This window comes from Methylovirgula sp. 4M-Z18 (genome assembly GCF_037890675.1).
Taxonomy (GTDB): Bacteria; Pseudomonadota; Alphaproteobacteria; order Rhizobiales; family Beijerinckiaceae; genus 4M-Z18.
In genome coordinates, this window is record NZ_CP149574.1 from 2,431,812 (window position 1) to 2,447,381 (window position 15,570).

The following is a 15,570-nucleotide window of genomic DNA, read 5'->3' on the forward strand; positions in this document are numbered from 1 at the left end:
TTTAGAGTGACTATAAAGTAGCTTCCCCTGCTTGGAGATCACTCGTGGCTGAAACGCCGAGTTCAAAATACGATGCCGTCGCCATGACCCTTCACTGGCTCATGGCGGCTTTGATTACCGCAGTTGCCGTCATCGGCCTGCTGTTCGATTTGATGGATCGCGAGACCAAGCTCGTCTGGGTCAACATCCACAATTGCCTGGGTCTGGCGGTCCTGGTCCTGGCGGTCGGCCGCATTGTCTGGCGCTTGACCCACCGGCCACCGGATTTGCCTGCAACCATTGATGCGATCATTCGCAAATTGTCCGGCCCCGGGCATCTGGTGCTCTATGTGTTGATTTTCGCCGTTCCGGCCCTTGGCGCCCTGACCTTCTTTCCGCGCGGCCAGCCTGTGGATTTCAGCTTGTTTCAGATTCCGCCACTGATGACGCCGGACCGCGCGTTTGGCCGCAGCATGCACGGCCTTCATCAAATCGGCGCCTATATTCTGATTGGCGCCGTTTGCCTGCACGTTGCAATGGCGCTCTGGCACCGTCTGGTGAAGCGGGACGGCATATTCGGCCGCATGGTGCCGGGCCGGTCAATCTGACCGATCCGGCACCAAGGCGGAGACGTTAAACTCGGCCGAGATTGCCGCGCGGCGCCTTCCGCCGCTCCTGCATTTCGCCGGCAAGGCGGATCGTCGGGTCCTCGTCGAGCCGGCCGGAGGCCGCATTCAGCACGTCGTAGCGGCCAAGGCCAATATCGCGCAGTTCATAGTCGGACATGGCGGCAAGGTGCCGCATCGTCCGGCGCGCCGCCGCGACCCGCGACGGCCAAAGAACAATGTACCAAAACAGATCCAGGCCAGGACGCTTATGCTTCTTCTGTCCCGAGAAATGAGCGACGGAACGATCGCAAGTGGTTGCACTCATAATAGGCTCCATCAGACAAAATTCCTCTCACTGGCGGGTGTCCGCAGTGCTGGGGAATGGGGTTTGTTGAGTTGATGAAAAGATAATTAGGCAAAATAATTGATGCGTCCAACGAATGTTTGTGCGATGATTAATCGCATATTCAGATCGATTGGATCTCCGATGCTCGACACCGACCAGCTCAAATCCTTTCTCGCGATTGTCGATACCGGCAGTTTCACCAAGGCGGCGGCACGGGTGAACAAGACCCAATCTGCTGTCTCGATGCACATCCGGCGGCTTGAGGAACAGTTACAGTGCGAGCTCTTCGTCAAGCAGGGCCGCGGTGTTCGGCTGTCGACCGACGGGGAGAAACTGATCGACTACGCGCGGCACATGCTGCAGATTGAGGCCTCCGCCCTCGCCTCCATTTCGCGGCGCGGCCTCGTCGGCCGCGTCCGCCTCGGTATCGTCGAAGAATATGCCGAGGCGTTTATAGCCGACATCCTGACACGTTTCCGTCAGCATTATCCGCTCGTCGAGGTTTCGGCGAAATGCGACGGCGGCTCGACGCTCATTGCCGAGCGCACCCGGGCGCATGAGCTGGACCTTTCCATTCTGACCGCGTGCGACGATGTTCCGGACGCAGAAATCCTGCGCGAAGAACCGTTGGTCTGGATTGCCGGCTCGAAGGCGCTGAATCTGACGGCGCCCCTGCCTTTGGCGCTCGGCACCGTGACATGCGCATGGCGCAGGCAGGTCGAACGGGCCCTGCAACAAAATGGGCTCGCCTATCGTTTCGTGTTGGTGTCCAACAGCTATTCCGGTGTGGCGCCGCTGGTGCGTGCGGGCCACGCGCTGTCGGTTCTGCCGCGCGGTCTCGTACCGAACGACATGCATATTCTTGGCGAGGCCGAGGGTTTGCCGGCCCTTGCTGGGTCGCGCACGGGCCTGTTGCATGGTCCGGCCCCAACTCCCGAAGCACAGGCCCTGGCCGAAGTCATCCGCTCAACCGTTCGCCTCGACATCAAAATGCGAAGCGTCGCGGCTTAACACCATTTTCCCCCTTCGGCAGGCCGAAGCGGCCGTTTGAGATGTTGGCGGGGCATCATCTTCAACGGCCGCTCTGTGTGACGGGCCAAGCTACTGCAATTTGTCGATGTCGCGCCGCCCTGGTAGCCGGTCATGGCGCTCGTCAAAGACGCCGTCGGCGGACTCCGCGCCCAGCCCTGCCCCATGCGTGCCGGCGACGTCCTGATGGGTCAAACCAATATCCTGCAACTCATGCTCGGACAGTTTTTCGAGTTCGGCAGCCTGGTGTTGCGCGTTGATGGCGTGAACCGGCCAGAGAATGATCCGCTTCAACGTGGCGCCAAGGCTATGGCTCTCGCCCTGGGATTCGGGCGCATTTTCAGTCTGATCGCGAAAGAAAGGGCCAGTGTTCATGGAACGATCCTCCGATTAAGCTGTTCCCCTCCTTCTGAGAACCTATCGCGATGCCTCGATGTTTCCAGGGTTCTGGCATGCAAATTGCTCGTGAAGGCCGAATTTCTGCGCATTTTCATTGACTCAGCACGAAAAAGCACTATGGCTGTTGCGGTGCGAAAGAGGCTTGCGTGCGCCCTTCGCCTTATTGCCGAGAAGATCGGTTCAACGACACGCCAAAGCGGTGGCCGCCTAAGTCTTATGCGCCAGCCGCCACCAGGATTATCGAATGACATTTCAGGAATTAGGTCTGAGCGAAAAGGTTCTGCAGGCCGTCGAAGCATCTGGCTACACGAACCCCACGCCGATCCAGGCCCAGGCTATCCCCCATGCATTGAACGGCCGGGACGTGCTCGGCATTGCGCAGACAGGCACCGGCAAGACCGCCGCTTTCACCCTGCCCATGCTCTCGAAACTCGAACAAGGCCGCGCCCGGGCCCGGATGCCGCGCACCTTGATCCTTGAGCCGACCCGCGAACTCGCGGCCCAGGTCGAGGAAAGCTTCGTCAAATACGGCGCCCAGCACAAACTGAACGTGGCCTTGCTCATCGGCGGCGTCTCCTTTGGCGACCAGGAAGCCAAGATCATGCGCGGCGCCGATGTGCTCATCGCGACGCCGGGCCGCCTGCTCGATTTCTTCGAGCGCGGCAAGTTGCTGTTGAACGGGATCGACATTCTCGTCATCGACGAGGCGGACCGGATGCTCGACATGGGCTTCATCCCTGACATCGAGAAGATCTGCAAGCTGGTGCCGTTCACGCGCCAGACCCTGTTCTTTTCGGCGACCATGCCGCCGGAAATCACCCGGCTGACCGAGCAGTTCCTGTCGAACCCGATCCGGATCGAGGTCGCCCGCCCCGCGTCCACCGCCAGCACGATCACACAAGGGCTGGTCGCAACCTCCGGCGGCTATCTGAAGCGCGACACATTGCGCGGCCTCATCCGCGACGCGGTCGATTTCAAGAACGGCATCGTCTTCTGCAATCGCAAGCGTGATGTCGCGGTGCTGCATCAGTCGCTGGTCAAGCACGGCTTTTCCGCCGGCGCGTTGCACGGCGACATGGATCAAACGGCGCGCATGGCATCTCTCGATGCTTTCAAGAATGGCGACGTGAATGTGCTGGTTTGTTCGGATGTCGCGGCCCGTGGCCTCGATATCCCCGATGTCACCCACATCTACAATTTCGACGTGCCGACCCATGCGGAAGATTACGTCCATCGTATCGGGCGCACCGGACGCGCGGGCCGTAGCGGCACCGCCTATACGCTGGTTACGCCGGACGATGCCAAATATGTCGACGAAATCGAAAAACTGATCCAGAAGAAGGTCGATTGGGTCGGCGGCCCGCTGACCGGGGAGCATAAGAGCCGGGTCGGTGACCGCCCGGCGCGTGACCGCAAGGAAAGCCGCGGCACCACCGGCCGCAATCGCAGTCATGACCGCGACCGTACGGAAGAATCGCGCACCCGGCGCGACCATTTCGCCGCCCGCGAGGCGGACGAGGCGGCGCGCCGTCCGGCGCAGCAGCCGCGCAACATGCAACCGGAGCAGAGTTTCGAGCGCCGCGATCTTTCCCCGCCGACGCCGCGGCACGAGCGGCGCCCGCGCCGCGATCACGATCGCGATGATGGTCCGCCCGTCGGGTTTACCGATCACATCCCGTCATTCCTGCTGCGCCCGGTGCGCCTCGCATCAGCCAAGACTGTGGCTGAGGAATAAAAGCGCGAAGCCTTTCCCCGCGGATTCCTTCTCCCGCAGCGAAGCTACCGGAGAAGGAAAGCGGCGCCCTCTTTGTCCGGCCACCGCACGCCTGACATGCAAGCTTGTCACTTGTCGCAGCACTTTTGTGCTCGCATTGTTCGCCCGCTGAAAACACGGATGATTTCCCATGAGCGCGGTGAATGAGACGAATATTGCCCATGCCCAGCGGGCGGCGACGCAGACAGTGCTCGCAGTGCTTGTGGCCATCAGCGTATCGCACTGCCTCAACGACATCATCCAATCGCTCATCCCGGCCATCTATCCGATCCTCAAGGATTCCTACGCGCTGGATTACGGCCAGATCGGCCTGATCACGCTCGCCTTCCAAGGCACGGCGTCACTGCTGCAGCCGGTCGTGGGGCTCTATACGGATAAATACCCGAAGCCCTATTCGCTACCGATCGGTATGTGCTCGACGCTGATCGGGCTCGTCACTCTGTCCTATTCGAGCAGCTTCGCGAGTATTTTGCTGTCCGTGTCGCTCATCGGCCTCGGATCGGCGATCTTCCACCCCGAGGCCTCGCGCGTCGCCCGCATGGCGTCCGGCGGGCGGCACGGTCTGGCGCAGTCCCTGTTTCAGGTCGGCGGCTATGGCGGGACGGCGCTGGGTCCGTTGCTGGCCGCCTATATCGTGCTGCCGCACGGCCAACATTCGATCATCTGGTTCTCGGCAGTGGCGCTGACCGCTATCGGCCTCTTGAGCTGGATCAGCACCTGGTACGCGAGGCACCGCGCGGTGCACGCCGCCAAGAAAGTCGCGCGACTCGCAACCCATATCGTGCCGAAGCACCATATTCCGTGGCTGCTCGTGCTGCTCGGTGTGTTGGTGTTCTCCAAGGCGCTCTATATGGCCAGCATGTCGAGCTACTACACCTTCTACCTCATCCATCGCTTCGGCGTGCCGACCCAGCATGCCCAGGTCATGCTGTTCATCTTCCTCGCGGCGGTTGCGACCGGCACGTTGTTTGGCGGCCCCTTCGGTGACCGGGTCGGCCGGAAGTTCGTGATCTGGTTCTCGATCCTCGGTGTTCTCCCGTTCACGCTCGCCCTGCCCTATGCCAACCTGTTTTGGACCGGCGTGCTCAGCGTACTGATCGGATTGATCCTGTCGTCGGCCTTCTCGGCGATCGTGGTTTATGCCCAGGAATTGGTGCCGACCAAGGTCGGGCTGATCGCCGGCCTGTTCTTCGGTCTCACCTTCGGCCTCGGCGGCATCGGCGCCGCCATCCTTGGCGATCTGGCGGACCGCACCAGCATCGAATATGTCTATCAGGTCTGTTCGTTCCTGCCCGCGATCGGCCTGCTCGCCATGTTCCTGCCGAATCTGAAACAAGCGCGCGTGAGCTAGTTGAAAAACGAATGGCTGCGATGCAAGAGAGGTGATGCGGCCTTATCCCATCGCCTCTTTGTAAATTGCTGGAATTTAATGTCTTTTAGGTGGCCAGGCGGCGACGCTCCGGGCTAGTATAGCTATGCGTCCATAGACGATATGCGTCCCGGCGCTCCCAGACGATGGAGACAATGATGATTGTTCTTTCCGTCAATGGCCAGGATCACGCGCTCGACATCGAACCTGAGATGCCCTTGCTCTGGGCTTTGCGTGACGAAATCGGTCTGACCGGCACGAAATTCGGCTGCGGGATTGCCCAGTGCGGCGCCTGTACGGTGCATATCGATGGGGTCGCGACCCGCTCCTGCTCGGTCGCGGTCAGCGATGTGGCCGGTCATAAAATCACGACGATCGAAGGCTTGAAGACAGACAAGTTGCACGCGGTGCAGCAGGCCTGGATCGAACACGACGTGCCGCAATGCGGCTACTGCCAATCCGGGCAGATCATGGCGGTCGCGGCGCTCCTCAGTTCGAATCCCAATCCGACCGATGCCGATATCGACAACGAGATCACGAACATTTGCCGCTGCGGTACCTATCCGCGGATCCGGACGGCGATCCATCGCGCCGCCGAATTGATGAAAATCTAGGGCCAGGGTCTGAACAGGAGCCGAGCCATGAACGCACCCGTTTTCAATCGCCGTTCCTTTGTCGTCGCATGCTTGTCATTTGCAGGCGGTCTCGCAGTCGGCGTCTCGCCTCTCAAAGCTTTGCCGATCGCTGGCAAGCCCTGGAGCCCCGAAAGCCCGGAAGCGCAAGAGGTCAACGCCTGGGTCGTGATTGAGCCCGATGGCACGATCCTCATTCGCGTCGCGCAATCGGAAATGGGCGAAGGCATTTTCACGGCGCTGCCGATGATCGTCGCGGAAGAATTGCACTGCGACTGGACCAAGGTGAAACCGGAATTTGCCTCCGCCAACCGCAACCTCACCGGCACGCCCTACAATCGCATGGGCACCGGCGGCAGCGGTGCAGTCCGTCGGTCGCGCGAGTTCCTGCAACAGGCCGGCGCCTCGGCGCGCGAACGGCTGATTGCAGCGGCAGCACAAAAGTTCGGCGCAGCTCCAAGCGAGTGCGTCGCACGGGACGGCATGGTGATCCATCAGGCGTCCAATCGCAGCCTGCCCTATGCCGAACTCTCCGGCGACGCCGCGAAAATTCGGCTCCCGCGGGAGCCGAAAATCAAAACGCCGGATCAATTCAAACTGATCGGAACGGCGCAGAACCGGCTCGACGTGCCGGTAAAAGTAACCGGCGAAGCGATGTTCGGTATCGATACACGCCTGCCCGACATGGTCTATGCCGCTGTCACCGCATGCCCGGTCTTTGGCGGCACGGTGAAGAGTTTCGATGAAGCGGCGGTCAAAAAGCGGCGCGGCGTTCTCGCCGTCGTGCCGGTTGATGGCGGGCTCGCTGTGGTCGCCGACAATTTCTGGCGCGCCAAGGAGGCGGCGCTCGCACTCTCCGTCGAATGGGACGAAGGCGCGGCGGCCAAGACCTCGAGTGAAGAGTTCCGCAAGGATTATCTCGCCGCACTCGACGGCCCCGCCGCGACCGCGAAAAACACGGGCGACGTCGCAGCCGGATTGAATGCGGCGCTCAAGAAAGTGGAAGCCGTTTACGAAGTGCCGCACCTCGCGCATGCGACGATGGAGCCGCTCAATGCCACCGTGCATTGGACACCGGACCGGATCGACGTCTGGATGGGCACGCAGAACCCTGACGCCTCGTTGCAACTTGCCGCCGACGTCGGCGGCGTCGCGGCGGAAAACGTCTTCGTCCATACCTGTTATCTCGGCGGCGGCTTCGGCCGGCGCGCGGTCAACGATGAATTGCGCCAGGCCGTGCAAGTGTCCAAAGCTATGCGCAAGCCAGTCAAGCTGATCTGGACGCGCGAGGTCGATATCCGCCATGACCGGTATCGCCCGCAAGCGGCCCTGCGCTTCCGTGCCGGCCTGAACGCCGACGGTATGCCGGTTGCAATGGACCTGCGCACCGCGGTTGGCTCGATCACGCGCTCGCTCGGTTGGGGTAAGGTCGAGAACGGCATCGAAAACTCCGCTATCGAAGGGCTCGCCAACACGCCCTACCAATGCGATGCGCTGCGGGTCGATTGCGCGCTGAAGAATACCCATGTCCCGGTGATGTTCTGGCGCTCGGTCGGCTCGTCGCAGAACGCCTTTGCGATGGAAAGCTTCATCGACGAACTCGCCTATGCGGCCGGCAAGGACCCCTATCTTTACCGCCGCGCCCTCCTCAGCCATCGGCCCGATTTTCTTGCGGTGCTGGACACGCTCGCGCAGAAATCCGATTGGGGCACAAAGCTGCCGCAAGGCTCGGCGCGCGGCATCGCCGTTCACGAATCCTTCGGCACGATCGTGGGCGAAGTCGCGCAAGTGAATGTGTCGAAGAGCGGCGACATCAAGGTCGAGCGCGTGGTCGCCGCGGTCGATTGCGGCCACGTCGTCAATCCGGCCACCGTGGAGAGGCAGATCGAAAGCGCGGTCATCTATGGCCTGACGGCCGCGCTCTATGGCGAAATCACCATCGGCGATGGCGCGGTCAAGCAAGGCAATTTCGACGATTACCAAATGGTCCGCATGGCGGATTCGCCTGCCATCGAAACCCATCTCGTCCTGTCGGGTGGCAGCAAATGGGGCGGTATCGGCGAACCCGGCACCCCGCCCATCGCGCCCGCCGTGGCAAATGCGATCTTCGCCGCCACAGGCAAACGCATCCGCAGCCTGCCGATCAAGAACCAGAATTTGGGTGTTTAGTCTCCCCTTCTCCCACCGCTCGCGGCGGGAGAAGCGAAGGATGTGATCAGTCCAGCGCACCTTCCAACCGCTCGATATAGCGCATGGCCGATTGCGCCAGATTGACTGGCCGTCCGCCAAGATCTCCTTACAACGCCTTGCGGAAGAAAGGCGTAAGTCACGTTAGAGCGCTGAAGGAGGTGCGTGAACGCGTGGGGGCAAGCTTTCCAGCCTAATCATTTCGGATAAATGGATTCCGAGCATGACCAGGGCGTACAAAGTTCGCTTGGGATCATCTTTTGTGGGGGACAATAAGATGGCCACGAGCAGACACATGCTTTCGCCCAGTCCTTGGCAAGGTAGAGCGGCAATCATCGCCTTCGGCTTGGCCCTTTGGCTGACCCTACTGGGGGCCGCTTGGGTGGATGGTTATCGTCATACGGCTACTGGGGCGATGGGTCCGGCAGGGGGCGTGTTGGCTGCGCCTCAGCGGCTTACGCTTCCGGGAGCAGTGGCAAATTATCCGCGACCTTAGCCGAAGCGGGGGCAAGATGCTCAGGACGACCGTGTTCCTTGTCGCGTTGATGGCCGTCATTTCCGTTTGCATCACGGGCGCTCTTTCGATCCTCACGCACCAACCGTTTAATCCTTGGTTCGCGCGCATATTGTTCGCATCCCTCGTGTGTGTCGGGGGATTGATGTTGTCGGCTTCAATTCTCCTGGAATATTTCGTGAGCAAACCTTCGGGAGGCAAGGTGCTCGCACTCATTGCCATTGGCGGACCCGTTGCGTACCTGGTCATAAGCGACTTGCAGTCCGGCGTGCTCTTTAACTGAGGCCGTGGCGGGCCAGCGCCCTTCATTTCCACCGATACAACCGTAGATCGTGAGGGCGCTTAACCGGCGCCTCCTGGATCGTTACGGAGCTCGCTAAGTTGGCTCAAAGGCATTTTGAGGAACCTCGTTCTAGCTTTCGTCGCCCCGCAACCGAAGGTCAAATCAATGCGGCGCGCCAGCCACCTCTTCCGCCTTCGCCGGCGTGATCGCAACCGACTCACCGCAACCGCAGGCCGAGGTCTGGTTCGGATTGTTGAAGACGAAGCCTGACGACAATTTATCGGTCTTAAAATCCATTTCGGTGCCGAGCAGGAACAGCACGGCCTTTGGGTCGATCAGCACCTTGACACCCTTGTCCTCGATCACCTCATCGAGCGGCGCGGCTTGCTGCGCGAATTCCATCGTATAGGACATGCCGGCGCAGCCGCCGTTCTTGACCCCGATGCGCAGGCCCGCGACCGGTTCTTGTTTGGCGGCCATGATCTCCTTGACCCGCTCCGCAGCCGCGTCGGTCAGTGACATAACCTTGAATCGTGATTTCAAACCCATAAAAACCTCCGCATCATCCAGGTTCAAGGCCTGGCGATGAGTCTACCCCTAATGTAGCGACGAAAAATTGATTTGGAAGAGGCTGGGACCGCGACCGTCCCGGTCCCATGCGGGCGAGACGCCCGCGGTCCAAGCCTCACCACATATCCAGCGCAACCCGCGCCTCATCCGACATCCGACTCTGATCCCACGGCGGATCGAAAACCATGTTGACTTGGGCTCCGGAGACGCCCGGCACGGCCAGCACCGCGGTCTCGACCCAGCCCGGCATTTCGCCGGCGACCGGGCAGCCAGGCGCCGTCAGCGTCATCTCGACAGTGACGAAACGCTCATCGGACACGTCGATTTTGTAGATCAGCCCAAGCTCATAGATGTCGGCCGGAATTTCCGGATCATAGACGGTCTTCAGCGCGGCGATCAGATCGTCGGTCAGGCGGTCAAGCTCCTCAGGCGCAAGCGCCCGCCCAAGCGCCAGATCCGGCTTGTTGGGCTGGAAACTTTCCGTTTCGGTCGTAGTGGTCACCTACCGCTCCTAACTGAACATGCTCTCGGCCTTGGCCAAGGCCTCGGCAAGTTTATCGACTTCTTCCATCGTATTATAGAGCGCAAATGAGGCACGGCACGTGCTGGTGACGCCGAAGCGGCTCAGCAGCGGCTGGGCGCAATGGGTGCCGGCCCGCACCGCGACGCCATAGCGATCGATGACGGTCGCGACATCATGGGCATGGGCGCCGCGCATTTCGAAGGCGATGATGGCGCCCTTGCCCTTGGCCCGGCCGAAAATCCGCAGGGAATTGATGCGACCGAGCCGCTCCATCGCATAGGCCGCCAAAGCCTCCTCATGCGCCCGGATCCGCTCGCGGCCGATCGCCTCCATATAATCGACGGCGGCGCCAAGGCCGATCGCCTGGACGATCGGCGGCGTGCCGGCTTCGAACCGGTGCGGCGGCTGGTTGTAGATGATCGTCTCTCGCGTCACCGTCTCGATCATCTCGCCGCCGCCGTTGAAGGGCGGCAATCGCTCGAGCCATTCCTGCTTGCCATACAGCACGCCGATGCCGGTCGGGCCATAAACCTTGTGGCCGGTGAAGACGTAGAAATCGACGTCGAGATCGCGCACGTCGACATTGAGATGCACCGCGCCCTGCGACCCGTCGACCAGCACCGGAATGCCGCGCGCATGGGCGATGCGGACAATGTCCTTGATCGGCGTCACGGTGCCGAGCACGTTCGACATGTGCGTAATGGCAACGATCTTCGTCCTCTCGCTCAGCGCCGCCTCGAAGGCTTCGAGCGAAAAATTGCCGTCATCGTCCACATCGACCCATTTCAGCACCGCGCCTTTGCGCTCGCGGTGAAAATGCCAGGGCACGATGTTGGAATGATGCTCCATCACCGAGAGAACGATTTCGTCGCCCTCCTTGATGTGATCGAGCCCGAAGGACGACGCAACGAGATTGATCGCCTCAGTCGCATTGCGCGTGAACACGATGTCGTTGACCGAGGCCGCGTTCAAGAAGCGGCGCACCGACTCGCGCGCGACTTCGAACGCTTCCGTCGCCGCATTGGCGAGATAATGCAACCCGCGATGCACATTGGCATATTCATGCTCGTAAGCGTGGGTCAGACGCTCGATCACGGCGCGCGGCTTCTGCGCCGACGCGGCATTGTCGAGATAGACGAGCGGCTTGCCGTACACTTCCTTCGCCAGGATCGGAAAATCCCGGCGGATGGCGGCAACATCATAGGGTTTGACAATTTGGTTCATGGTGCTCTCACGATCAGCGCGTTCAAGGCGCGCCTTAGTGCCTCACTCCGCGCGCGCCCGCGCGCCGAGCCACAATTTCACCTGACGCTTCAGATCTTCCTGCGACGGTTCATGCGCGATCATTTCGATCACCTCGTCGGCAAAAGCTTCCAGCAAAAGCGCCTCGGCTTCGGGCTTCGGCAATCCGCGCGCCATCAGATAGAAGAGCTGGTCTTCATCCAATTGCCCGACGGTTGCGCCATGGCCGCAGATCACGTCGTCGGCAAAGATCTCAAGCTCGGGCTTGTTGTTCATGATCGAGGCTTCCGACAGCAGCAAGGCCTGGCTCTTCATGACGCCATCGGTCTTCTGCGCACCGGGCCGCACGATGATCTTGCCCTGGAAGACGCCGGTCGCTTCCTCATCGACGATATGGCGGAACAATTCGCGGCTTTCGCAATGGGGTGCCACGTGATCGACCACCAAGGTCGTGTCCACATGCTGCTTGCCGTTCAGCAATCCGACGCCGCGAATCGCGGCTTTCGAATGTTCGCCGGCAAAGCGCAGAAAGAATTGGCGCCGGATCAGGCCGCCGGCATCGACGAACCCGAATGTGTCGAACGAGGCATGCGCGCCAACTTCGACGAACAGGCTCGTCAAATCGACCGCATCGACATTGTCATGCGCCAGACGGCAGACGTGCTCGACCTCTGCATTGTCGCCGATCTGGAACGACATCGCGGCGTTCAATTGATGCGCGGAGGCGCGCGATGCATGATGGTTCTCGATGATCGTGACGCGCGCGCCCTTGCCGACGCTCACGCTGGAGCGCGAAAAGGTCGATTGCCGGGCCCCGTCCGACAGGATCGTGATGATGTGCAGCGGCGCCGCTATCTGCGCCCCGTCTTCCACCACCACTTCGACGCCGCCCTGCATGAAGGCGGTGTTGAGCGCGACGACGGAATCGTTTGCGCCAAGGTCGCCCGCCGCGAGCTTCCAGCCCTGTTGTGCCCGCACCAGAACGCCTTTCGGCAACGACGCGAGATCCGAAATCTCCGGCGCGAACACACCATCGACCAGAAACAATCGGATGTCGTCATGCGCCTTCTTCGTGAACGCCGGATGCTTCGCGAGGCTCGCGACATAGGCGTTCAACGGCGCGGCCGAGACCGGCATCACGTCGCGCAGCATGCTGCGCAGGTCGGTGTAATGCCAGGCTTCTACGCGGCGGTGCGGCAACCCAGCCTTTTCGAATTGGCCGAAAGCCGCATCGCGCAGCTTGGCGACAGATTCGTCGCCCGGCAGGCTGGTCTTCACCCGCGCGTATTCCGCGCTCAGCGCCGTCTCGGCCGGCGTTTTCATCACATGGATTTGCGCGCTCATCAGGCGGCCTCGCCGACATAGTCGCGATAGCCGTTTTTCTCAAGCTCGAGCGCGAGTTCGGCGCCGCCGCTCCGCACGATCCGGCCCTTCGCCATCACATGCACCGTATCGGGCACGATATGGTCGAGCAGGCGCTGATAATGGGTGATGACGAGGAAGCTGCGGTCCTTCGCCCGCAGCGAATTCACGCCTTCGGCCACGATGCGCAGCGCATCGATGTCGAGGCCTGAATCCGTCTCGTCCAGAATGGCGCAGCTCGGGCGCAGCAATTCCATCTGCAGGATTTCCATGCGCTTCTTCTCGCCGCCCGAAAAGCCGACATTGAGCGCACGCTTCAGCATCTCCTGGTCGATGCCGAGCTTGGCGGCGGCCGCGCGCACCTGACGCAGGAAATCTGGACCGGAAATCTCTTCCTCGCCACGCTGCTTGCGCTGGGCGTTGATTGCCGCCTTCAAAAACGTCATGGTCGCGACGCCGGGAATTTCGAGCGGATATTGGAACGCCAGGAACAGCCCCTTGGCGGCACGCTCATGCGGCTCGAGCTCCAGGATATTCTCGCCGTTCAGCCAGATCTCGCCATCCGTGACCTCGTAATCATCGCGGCCGGCGATGACATAGGACAGAGTCGATTTACCCGAGCCGTTCGGGCCCATGATCGCGGCGACCTCGCCAGTCTTAACGGTCAAGTTCAATCCGTCGAGGATCTTCTTGCCCTCAATTTCCACATGCAGATTCTTAACTTCAAGCATTTTTCAATCCTTATGAAATGGTGGGGAGGGCCTATTCGCCGTCCCAATAATCGAGCGAGGTGCCGGGCCGTCCGATATGGCGGACGCGCGCCGCCCATGGTCCTTCGTTTTCCGGAACCATGGAGCTCACCGCGAATTTGTTGGAGTCGGGATATTCGACGACTTCCGGATCCAGCCGCGTCGAAAAGGCAAGATAGCGCATGTTTTCGCTACCGCTGTTGATGATCTGATGCGCGCACGAGCCATCGCCCGGCGGCGCGGCGATCACATCGCCCTCGCAGATGGCGAAAGTCTCTGTGCCGCAGCGGTAAGTGCCATTACCCTGCAACACCAGAAACATTTCCTCGTTCACGTGATGCGCATGAAATGGAAACGCTATCTTGCCAGGTGGCACGATATGCAGCGAGCAGCCGAGCTTCTTGGCACCGATCAGCGGACCGATGCGACCAAGTTGCACGGCAAATTTCTCGCCATGGCTCAGCGCGTGCAGCGGGACATTCGCAAGGTTGACGATAGGCTTTTCCGTCTCGCTCATACCGGATTATCCCACGCTGCCTTCCAGCGAGATCGCGATCAGCTTTTGTGCTTCCACAGCAAATTCCATCGGCAATTGCTGCAGCACGTCGCGCACGAAGCCGTTGACGATGAGCGCCACCGCCTCTTCCGGATCGAGGCCGCGCTGCAGGCAATAGAACAATTGATCTTCCGAGATCTTGCTCGTCGTCGCTTCGTGCTCGAACTGCGCCGAGGAATTCTTGGCCTCCATGTAGGGCACCGTATGCGCGCCGCAATGCTCGCCGATCAGCAACGAGTCGCAATTGGTGAAATTGCGCGCGCCCGTCGCCTTGCGATGCGCCGAGACCTGGCCGCGATAGGTGTTTTGCGAATGGCCGGCCGAAATGCCTTTCGAGATGATGCGGCTCGTGGTGTTCTTACCCAAGTGGATCATCTTGGTGCCGCTGTCGACCTGCTGGCGGCCGTTGGAAATCGCGATCGAATAGAATTCGCCGCGCGATTCATTGCCGCGCAGGATGCAGGACGGATATTTCCACGTGATCGCCGAACCCGTCTCAACCTGGGTCCAGGAAATCTTCGCCCGGTCGCCGCGGCAATCGCCGCGCTTGGTCACGAAATTGTAGATGCCGCCCTTGCCCTCGGCATCGCCCGGATACCAGTTCTGCACGGTCGAATATTTGATCTCGGCATCCTCATGCGCGATCAGCTCCACCACCGCCGCATGCAACTGGTTTTCATCGCGCTTGGGCGCGGTGCAGCCTTCGAGATAGCTGACGTAGGCGCCCTTGTCGGCGATGATCAGCGTGCGCTCGAACTGGCCGGTATTCTGCTCATTAATGCGGAAGTAGGTCGACAATTCCATCGGGCAGCGAACGCCTGGCGGCACGTAAACGAACGAGCCGTCTGAGAACACCGCTGAGTTCAACGTCGCATAGAAATTGTCGGTCACCGGCACGACCGAGCCGAGGTATTTCTTCACGAGTTCAGGATGGGTGTGCACCGCTTCCGAAATGGGGCAGAAGATCACGCCAGCCTTCGCCAGCTCTTCTTTGAAGGTCGTGACGACGGACACCGAGTCAAACACAGCGTCGACGGCCACGCGGCGGTCTTGGACACCGGCGAGAATTTCCTGCTCGCGCAAAGGAATCCCGAGCTTCTCATACGTGCGCAGCAATTCCGGATCGACGTCATCCAACGACTTTGGACCCGGCGCACTCTTTGGCGCAGAATAATAGTAGAGATCGTCAAAATCGATCTTGGGATATTCGACACGCGCCCACGTCGGCTCGGTCATCGTGAGCCAACGGCGATAGGCATCGAGGCGCCATTCGGTCAGCCAAGCCGGCTCGTTCTTCTTGGCCGAGATGAAGCGGACGATATCCTCGTTCAAGCCTTTCGGGGCTTTGTCCGAAGCGATCTCGGTGATGAAACCGTACTTGTACTCACTAACGTCGATGGCCTTAACCTGTTCGACCGTCTCTTGAACGGCTGCCATATTCTTCTCCT

At 60.7% G+C, this 15,570-nt stretch carries 16 protein-coding genes; 7 read left to right on the forward strand and 9 right to left on the reverse strand.

What is annotated here, in order from left to right:
- Nucleotides 1-44 precede the first annotated feature (44 nt).
- A complete protein-coding gene (locus tag V9T28_RS11265; RefSeq protein WP_116399045.1) occupies nucleotides 45-587 on the forward strand; it encodes a cytochrome b in 543 nt (180 codons plus the stop codon).
- A gap of 25 nt (nucleotides 588-612) precedes the next feature.
- Here the strand turns inward: V9T28_RS11265 and V9T28_RS11270 are convergent, their stop codons facing one another.
- On the reverse strand, nucleotides 613-912 hold the full coding sequence (locus V9T28_RS11270) for a DUF1127 domain-containing protein (protein ID WP_158554697.1): 300 nt from the start codon (nucleotides 910-912) through the stop codon (nucleotides 613-615).
- A 162-nt stretch (nucleotides 913-1,074) separates the two neighbouring features.
- Between V9T28_RS11270 and V9T28_RS11275 the strand changes: the two genes are divergently transcribed.
- Nucleotides 1,075-1,944: a LysR family transcriptional regulator gene (locus tag V9T28_RS11275; RefSeq protein WP_158554698.1), complete on the forward strand. Its 870-nt coding sequence runs from the start codon at nucleotides 1,075-1,077 to the stop codon at nucleotides 1,942-1,944.
- Between the two features lie 90 nt (nucleotides 1,945-2,034).
- On the opposite strand, the gene V9T28_RS11280 is transcribed toward V9T28_RS11275, so the two are convergent.
- Nucleotides 2,035-2,337: a DUF1127 domain-containing protein gene (locus tag V9T28_RS11280; protein WP_116399048.1), complete on the reverse strand. Its 303-nt coding sequence runs from the start codon at nucleotides 2,335-2,337 to the stop codon at nucleotides 2,035-2,037.
- Nucleotides 2,338-2,605: 268 nt separating this feature from the next.
- Here V9T28_RS11280 and V9T28_RS11285 point away from each other — a divergent pair, with 268 nt between their 5' ends.
- The 5 genes from V9T28_RS11285 (at nucleotide 2,606) to V9T28_RS11305 (ending at nucleotide 9,120) form a co-directional block, all read left to right on the forward strand.
- Complete coding sequence (locus V9T28_RS11285; protein ID WP_116399049.1) at nucleotides 2,606-4,096, forward strand: DEAD/DEAH box helicase; 1,491 nt, start codon at nucleotides 2,606-2,608, stop codon at nucleotides 4,094-4,096.
- Between the two features lie 169 nt (nucleotides 4,097-4,265).
- Nucleotides 4,266-5,486 (forward strand): MFS transporter, encoded by a 1,221-nt coding sequence (locus V9T28_RS11290; RefSeq protein WP_116399050.1) that lies wholly within the window; start codon nucleotides 4,266-4,268, stop codon nucleotides 5,484-5,486.
- Nucleotides 5,487-5,662: 176 nt separating this feature from the next.
- The gene (locus tag V9T28_RS11295; RefSeq protein WP_116399051.1) at nucleotides 5,663-6,118 is read left to right on the forward strand and encodes a (2Fe-2S)-binding protein; all 456 of its coding nucleotides are present in this window, start codon (nucleotides 5,663-5,665) and stop codon (nucleotides 6,116-6,118) included.
- Nucleotides 6,119-6,145: 27 nt separating this feature from the next.
- On the forward strand, nucleotides 6,146-8,305 hold the full coding sequence (locus V9T28_RS11300; protein WP_116399052.1) for a xanthine dehydrogenase family protein molybdopterin-binding subunit: 2,160 nt from the start codon (nucleotides 6,146-6,148) through the stop codon (nucleotides 8,303-8,305).
- A 530-nt stretch (nucleotides 8,306-8,835) separates the two neighbouring features.
- Complete coding sequence (locus V9T28_RS11305; RefSeq protein WP_147306379.1) at nucleotides 8,836-9,120, forward strand: hypothetical protein; 285 nt, start codon at nucleotides 8,836-8,838, stop codon at nucleotides 9,118-9,120.
- Nucleotides 9,121-9,282: 162 nt separating this feature from the next.
- On the opposite strand, the gene sufA is transcribed toward V9T28_RS11305, so the two are convergent.
- The 7 genes from sufA to sufB all read right to left on the reverse strand — a co-directional run bounded on the left by sufA (nucleotide 9,283) and on the right by sufB (nucleotide 15,559).
- Nucleotides 9,283-9,642 (reverse strand): Fe-S cluster assembly scaffold SufA, encoded by a 360-nt coding sequence (gene sufA / locus V9T28_RS11310; protein WP_116399822.1) that lies wholly within the window; start codon nucleotides 9,640-9,642, stop codon nucleotides 9,283-9,285.
- A gap of 163 nt (nucleotides 9,643-9,805) precedes the next feature.
- Nucleotides 9,806-10,144, reverse strand: coding sequence for an SUF system Fe-S cluster assembly protein (locus tag V9T28_RS11315; protein WP_116399823.1), 339 nt, complete (start codon nucleotides 10,142-10,144; stop codon nucleotides 9,806-9,808).
- Between the two features lie 57 nt (nucleotides 10,145-10,201).
- Complete coding sequence (locus V9T28_RS11320; protein WP_116399054.1) at nucleotides 10,202-11,437, reverse strand: cysteine desulfurase; 1,236 nt, start codon at nucleotides 11,435-11,437, stop codon at nucleotides 10,202-10,204.
- A 42-nt stretch (nucleotides 11,438-11,479) separates the two neighbouring features.
- Entirely contained in the window at nucleotides 11,480-12,799 is a 1,320-nt protein-coding gene (gene sufD, locus V9T28_RS11325) for a Fe-S cluster assembly protein SufD (RefSeq protein WP_116399055.1), read from the reverse strand.
- Entirely contained in the window at nucleotides 12,799-13,548 is a 750-nt protein-coding gene (gene sufC, locus V9T28_RS11330) for a Fe-S cluster assembly ATPase SufC (RefSeq protein ID WP_116399056.1), read from the reverse strand. Before sufC ends, sufD begins: the two co-directional genes overlap by 1 nt.
- Before the next feature lie 31 nt (nucleotides 13,549-13,579).
- Nucleotides 13,580-14,083 (reverse strand): cupin domain-containing protein, encoded by a 504-nt coding sequence (locus tag V9T28_RS11335; RefSeq protein ID WP_116399057.1) that lies wholly within the window; start codon nucleotides 14,081-14,083, stop codon nucleotides 13,580-13,582.
- 6 nt (nucleotides 14,084-14,089) lie between these two features.
- Nucleotides 14,090-15,559, reverse strand: coding sequence for a Fe-S cluster assembly protein SufB (gene sufB / locus V9T28_RS11340; protein ID WP_116399058.1), 1,470 nt, complete (start codon nucleotides 15,557-15,559; stop codon nucleotides 14,090-14,092).
- Between the last annotated feature and the right edge of the window lie 11 nt (nucleotides 15,560-15,570).

Bases quoted from the DNA above. Each gene is read 5' to 3' on its own strand.
- V9T28_RS11320 (WP_116399054.1), bottom strand. From the start codon at position 11,437: ATGAACCAAATTGTCAAACCCTATGATGTTGCCGCCATCCGCCGGGAT.
- V9T28_RS11290 (WP_116399050.1), top strand. From the start codon at position 4,266: ATGAGCGCGGTGAATGAGACGAATATTGCCCATGCCCAGCGGGCGGCG.
- V9T28_RS11300 (WP_116399052.1), top strand. From the start codon at position 6,146: ATGAACGCACCCGTTTTCAATCGCCGTTCCTTTGTCGTCGCATGCTTG.
- sufC (WP_116399056.1), bottom strand. From the start codon at position 13,548: ATGCTTGAAGTTAAGAATCTGCATGTGGAAATTGAGGGCAAGAAGATC.
- V9T28_RS11280 (WP_116399048.1), bottom strand. From the start codon at position 2,337: ATGAACACTGGCCCTTTCTTTCGCGATCAGACTGAAAATGCGCCCGAA.
- sufA (WP_116399822.1), bottom strand. From the start codon at position 9,642: ATGTCACTGACCGACGCGGCTGCGGAGCGGGTCAAGGAGATCATGGCC.
- V9T28_RS11275 (WP_158554698.1), top strand. From the start codon at position 1,075: ATGCTCGACACCGACCAGCTCAAATCCTTTCTCGCGATTGTCGATACC.
- V9T28_RS11285 (WP_116399049.1), top strand. From the start codon at position 2,606: ATGACATTTCAGGAATTAGGTCTGAGCGAAAAGGTTCTGCAGGCCGTC.
- V9T28_RS11335 (WP_116399057.1), bottom strand. From the start codon at position 14,083: ATGAGCGAGACGGAAAAGCCTATCGTCAACCTTGCGAATGTCCCGCTG.
- V9T28_RS11305 (WP_147306379.1), top strand. From the start codon at position 8,836: ATGCTCAGGACGACCGTGTTCCTTGTCGCGTTGATGGCCGTCATTTCC.
- sufB (WP_116399058.1), bottom strand. From the start codon at position 15,559: ATGGCAGCCGTTCAAGAGACGGTCGAACAGGTTAAGGCCATCGACGTT.
- V9T28_RS11270 (WP_158554697.1), bottom strand. From the start codon at position 912: ATGAGTGCAACCACTTGCGATCGTTCCGTCGCTCATTTCTCGGGACAG.
- sufD (WP_116399055.1), bottom strand. From the start codon at position 12,799: ATGAGCGCGCAAATCCATGTGATGAAAACGCCGGCCGAGACGGCGCTG.
- V9T28_RS11295 (WP_116399051.1), top strand. From the start codon at position 5,663: ATGATTGTTCTTTCCGTCAATGGCCAGGATCACGCGCTCGACATCGAA.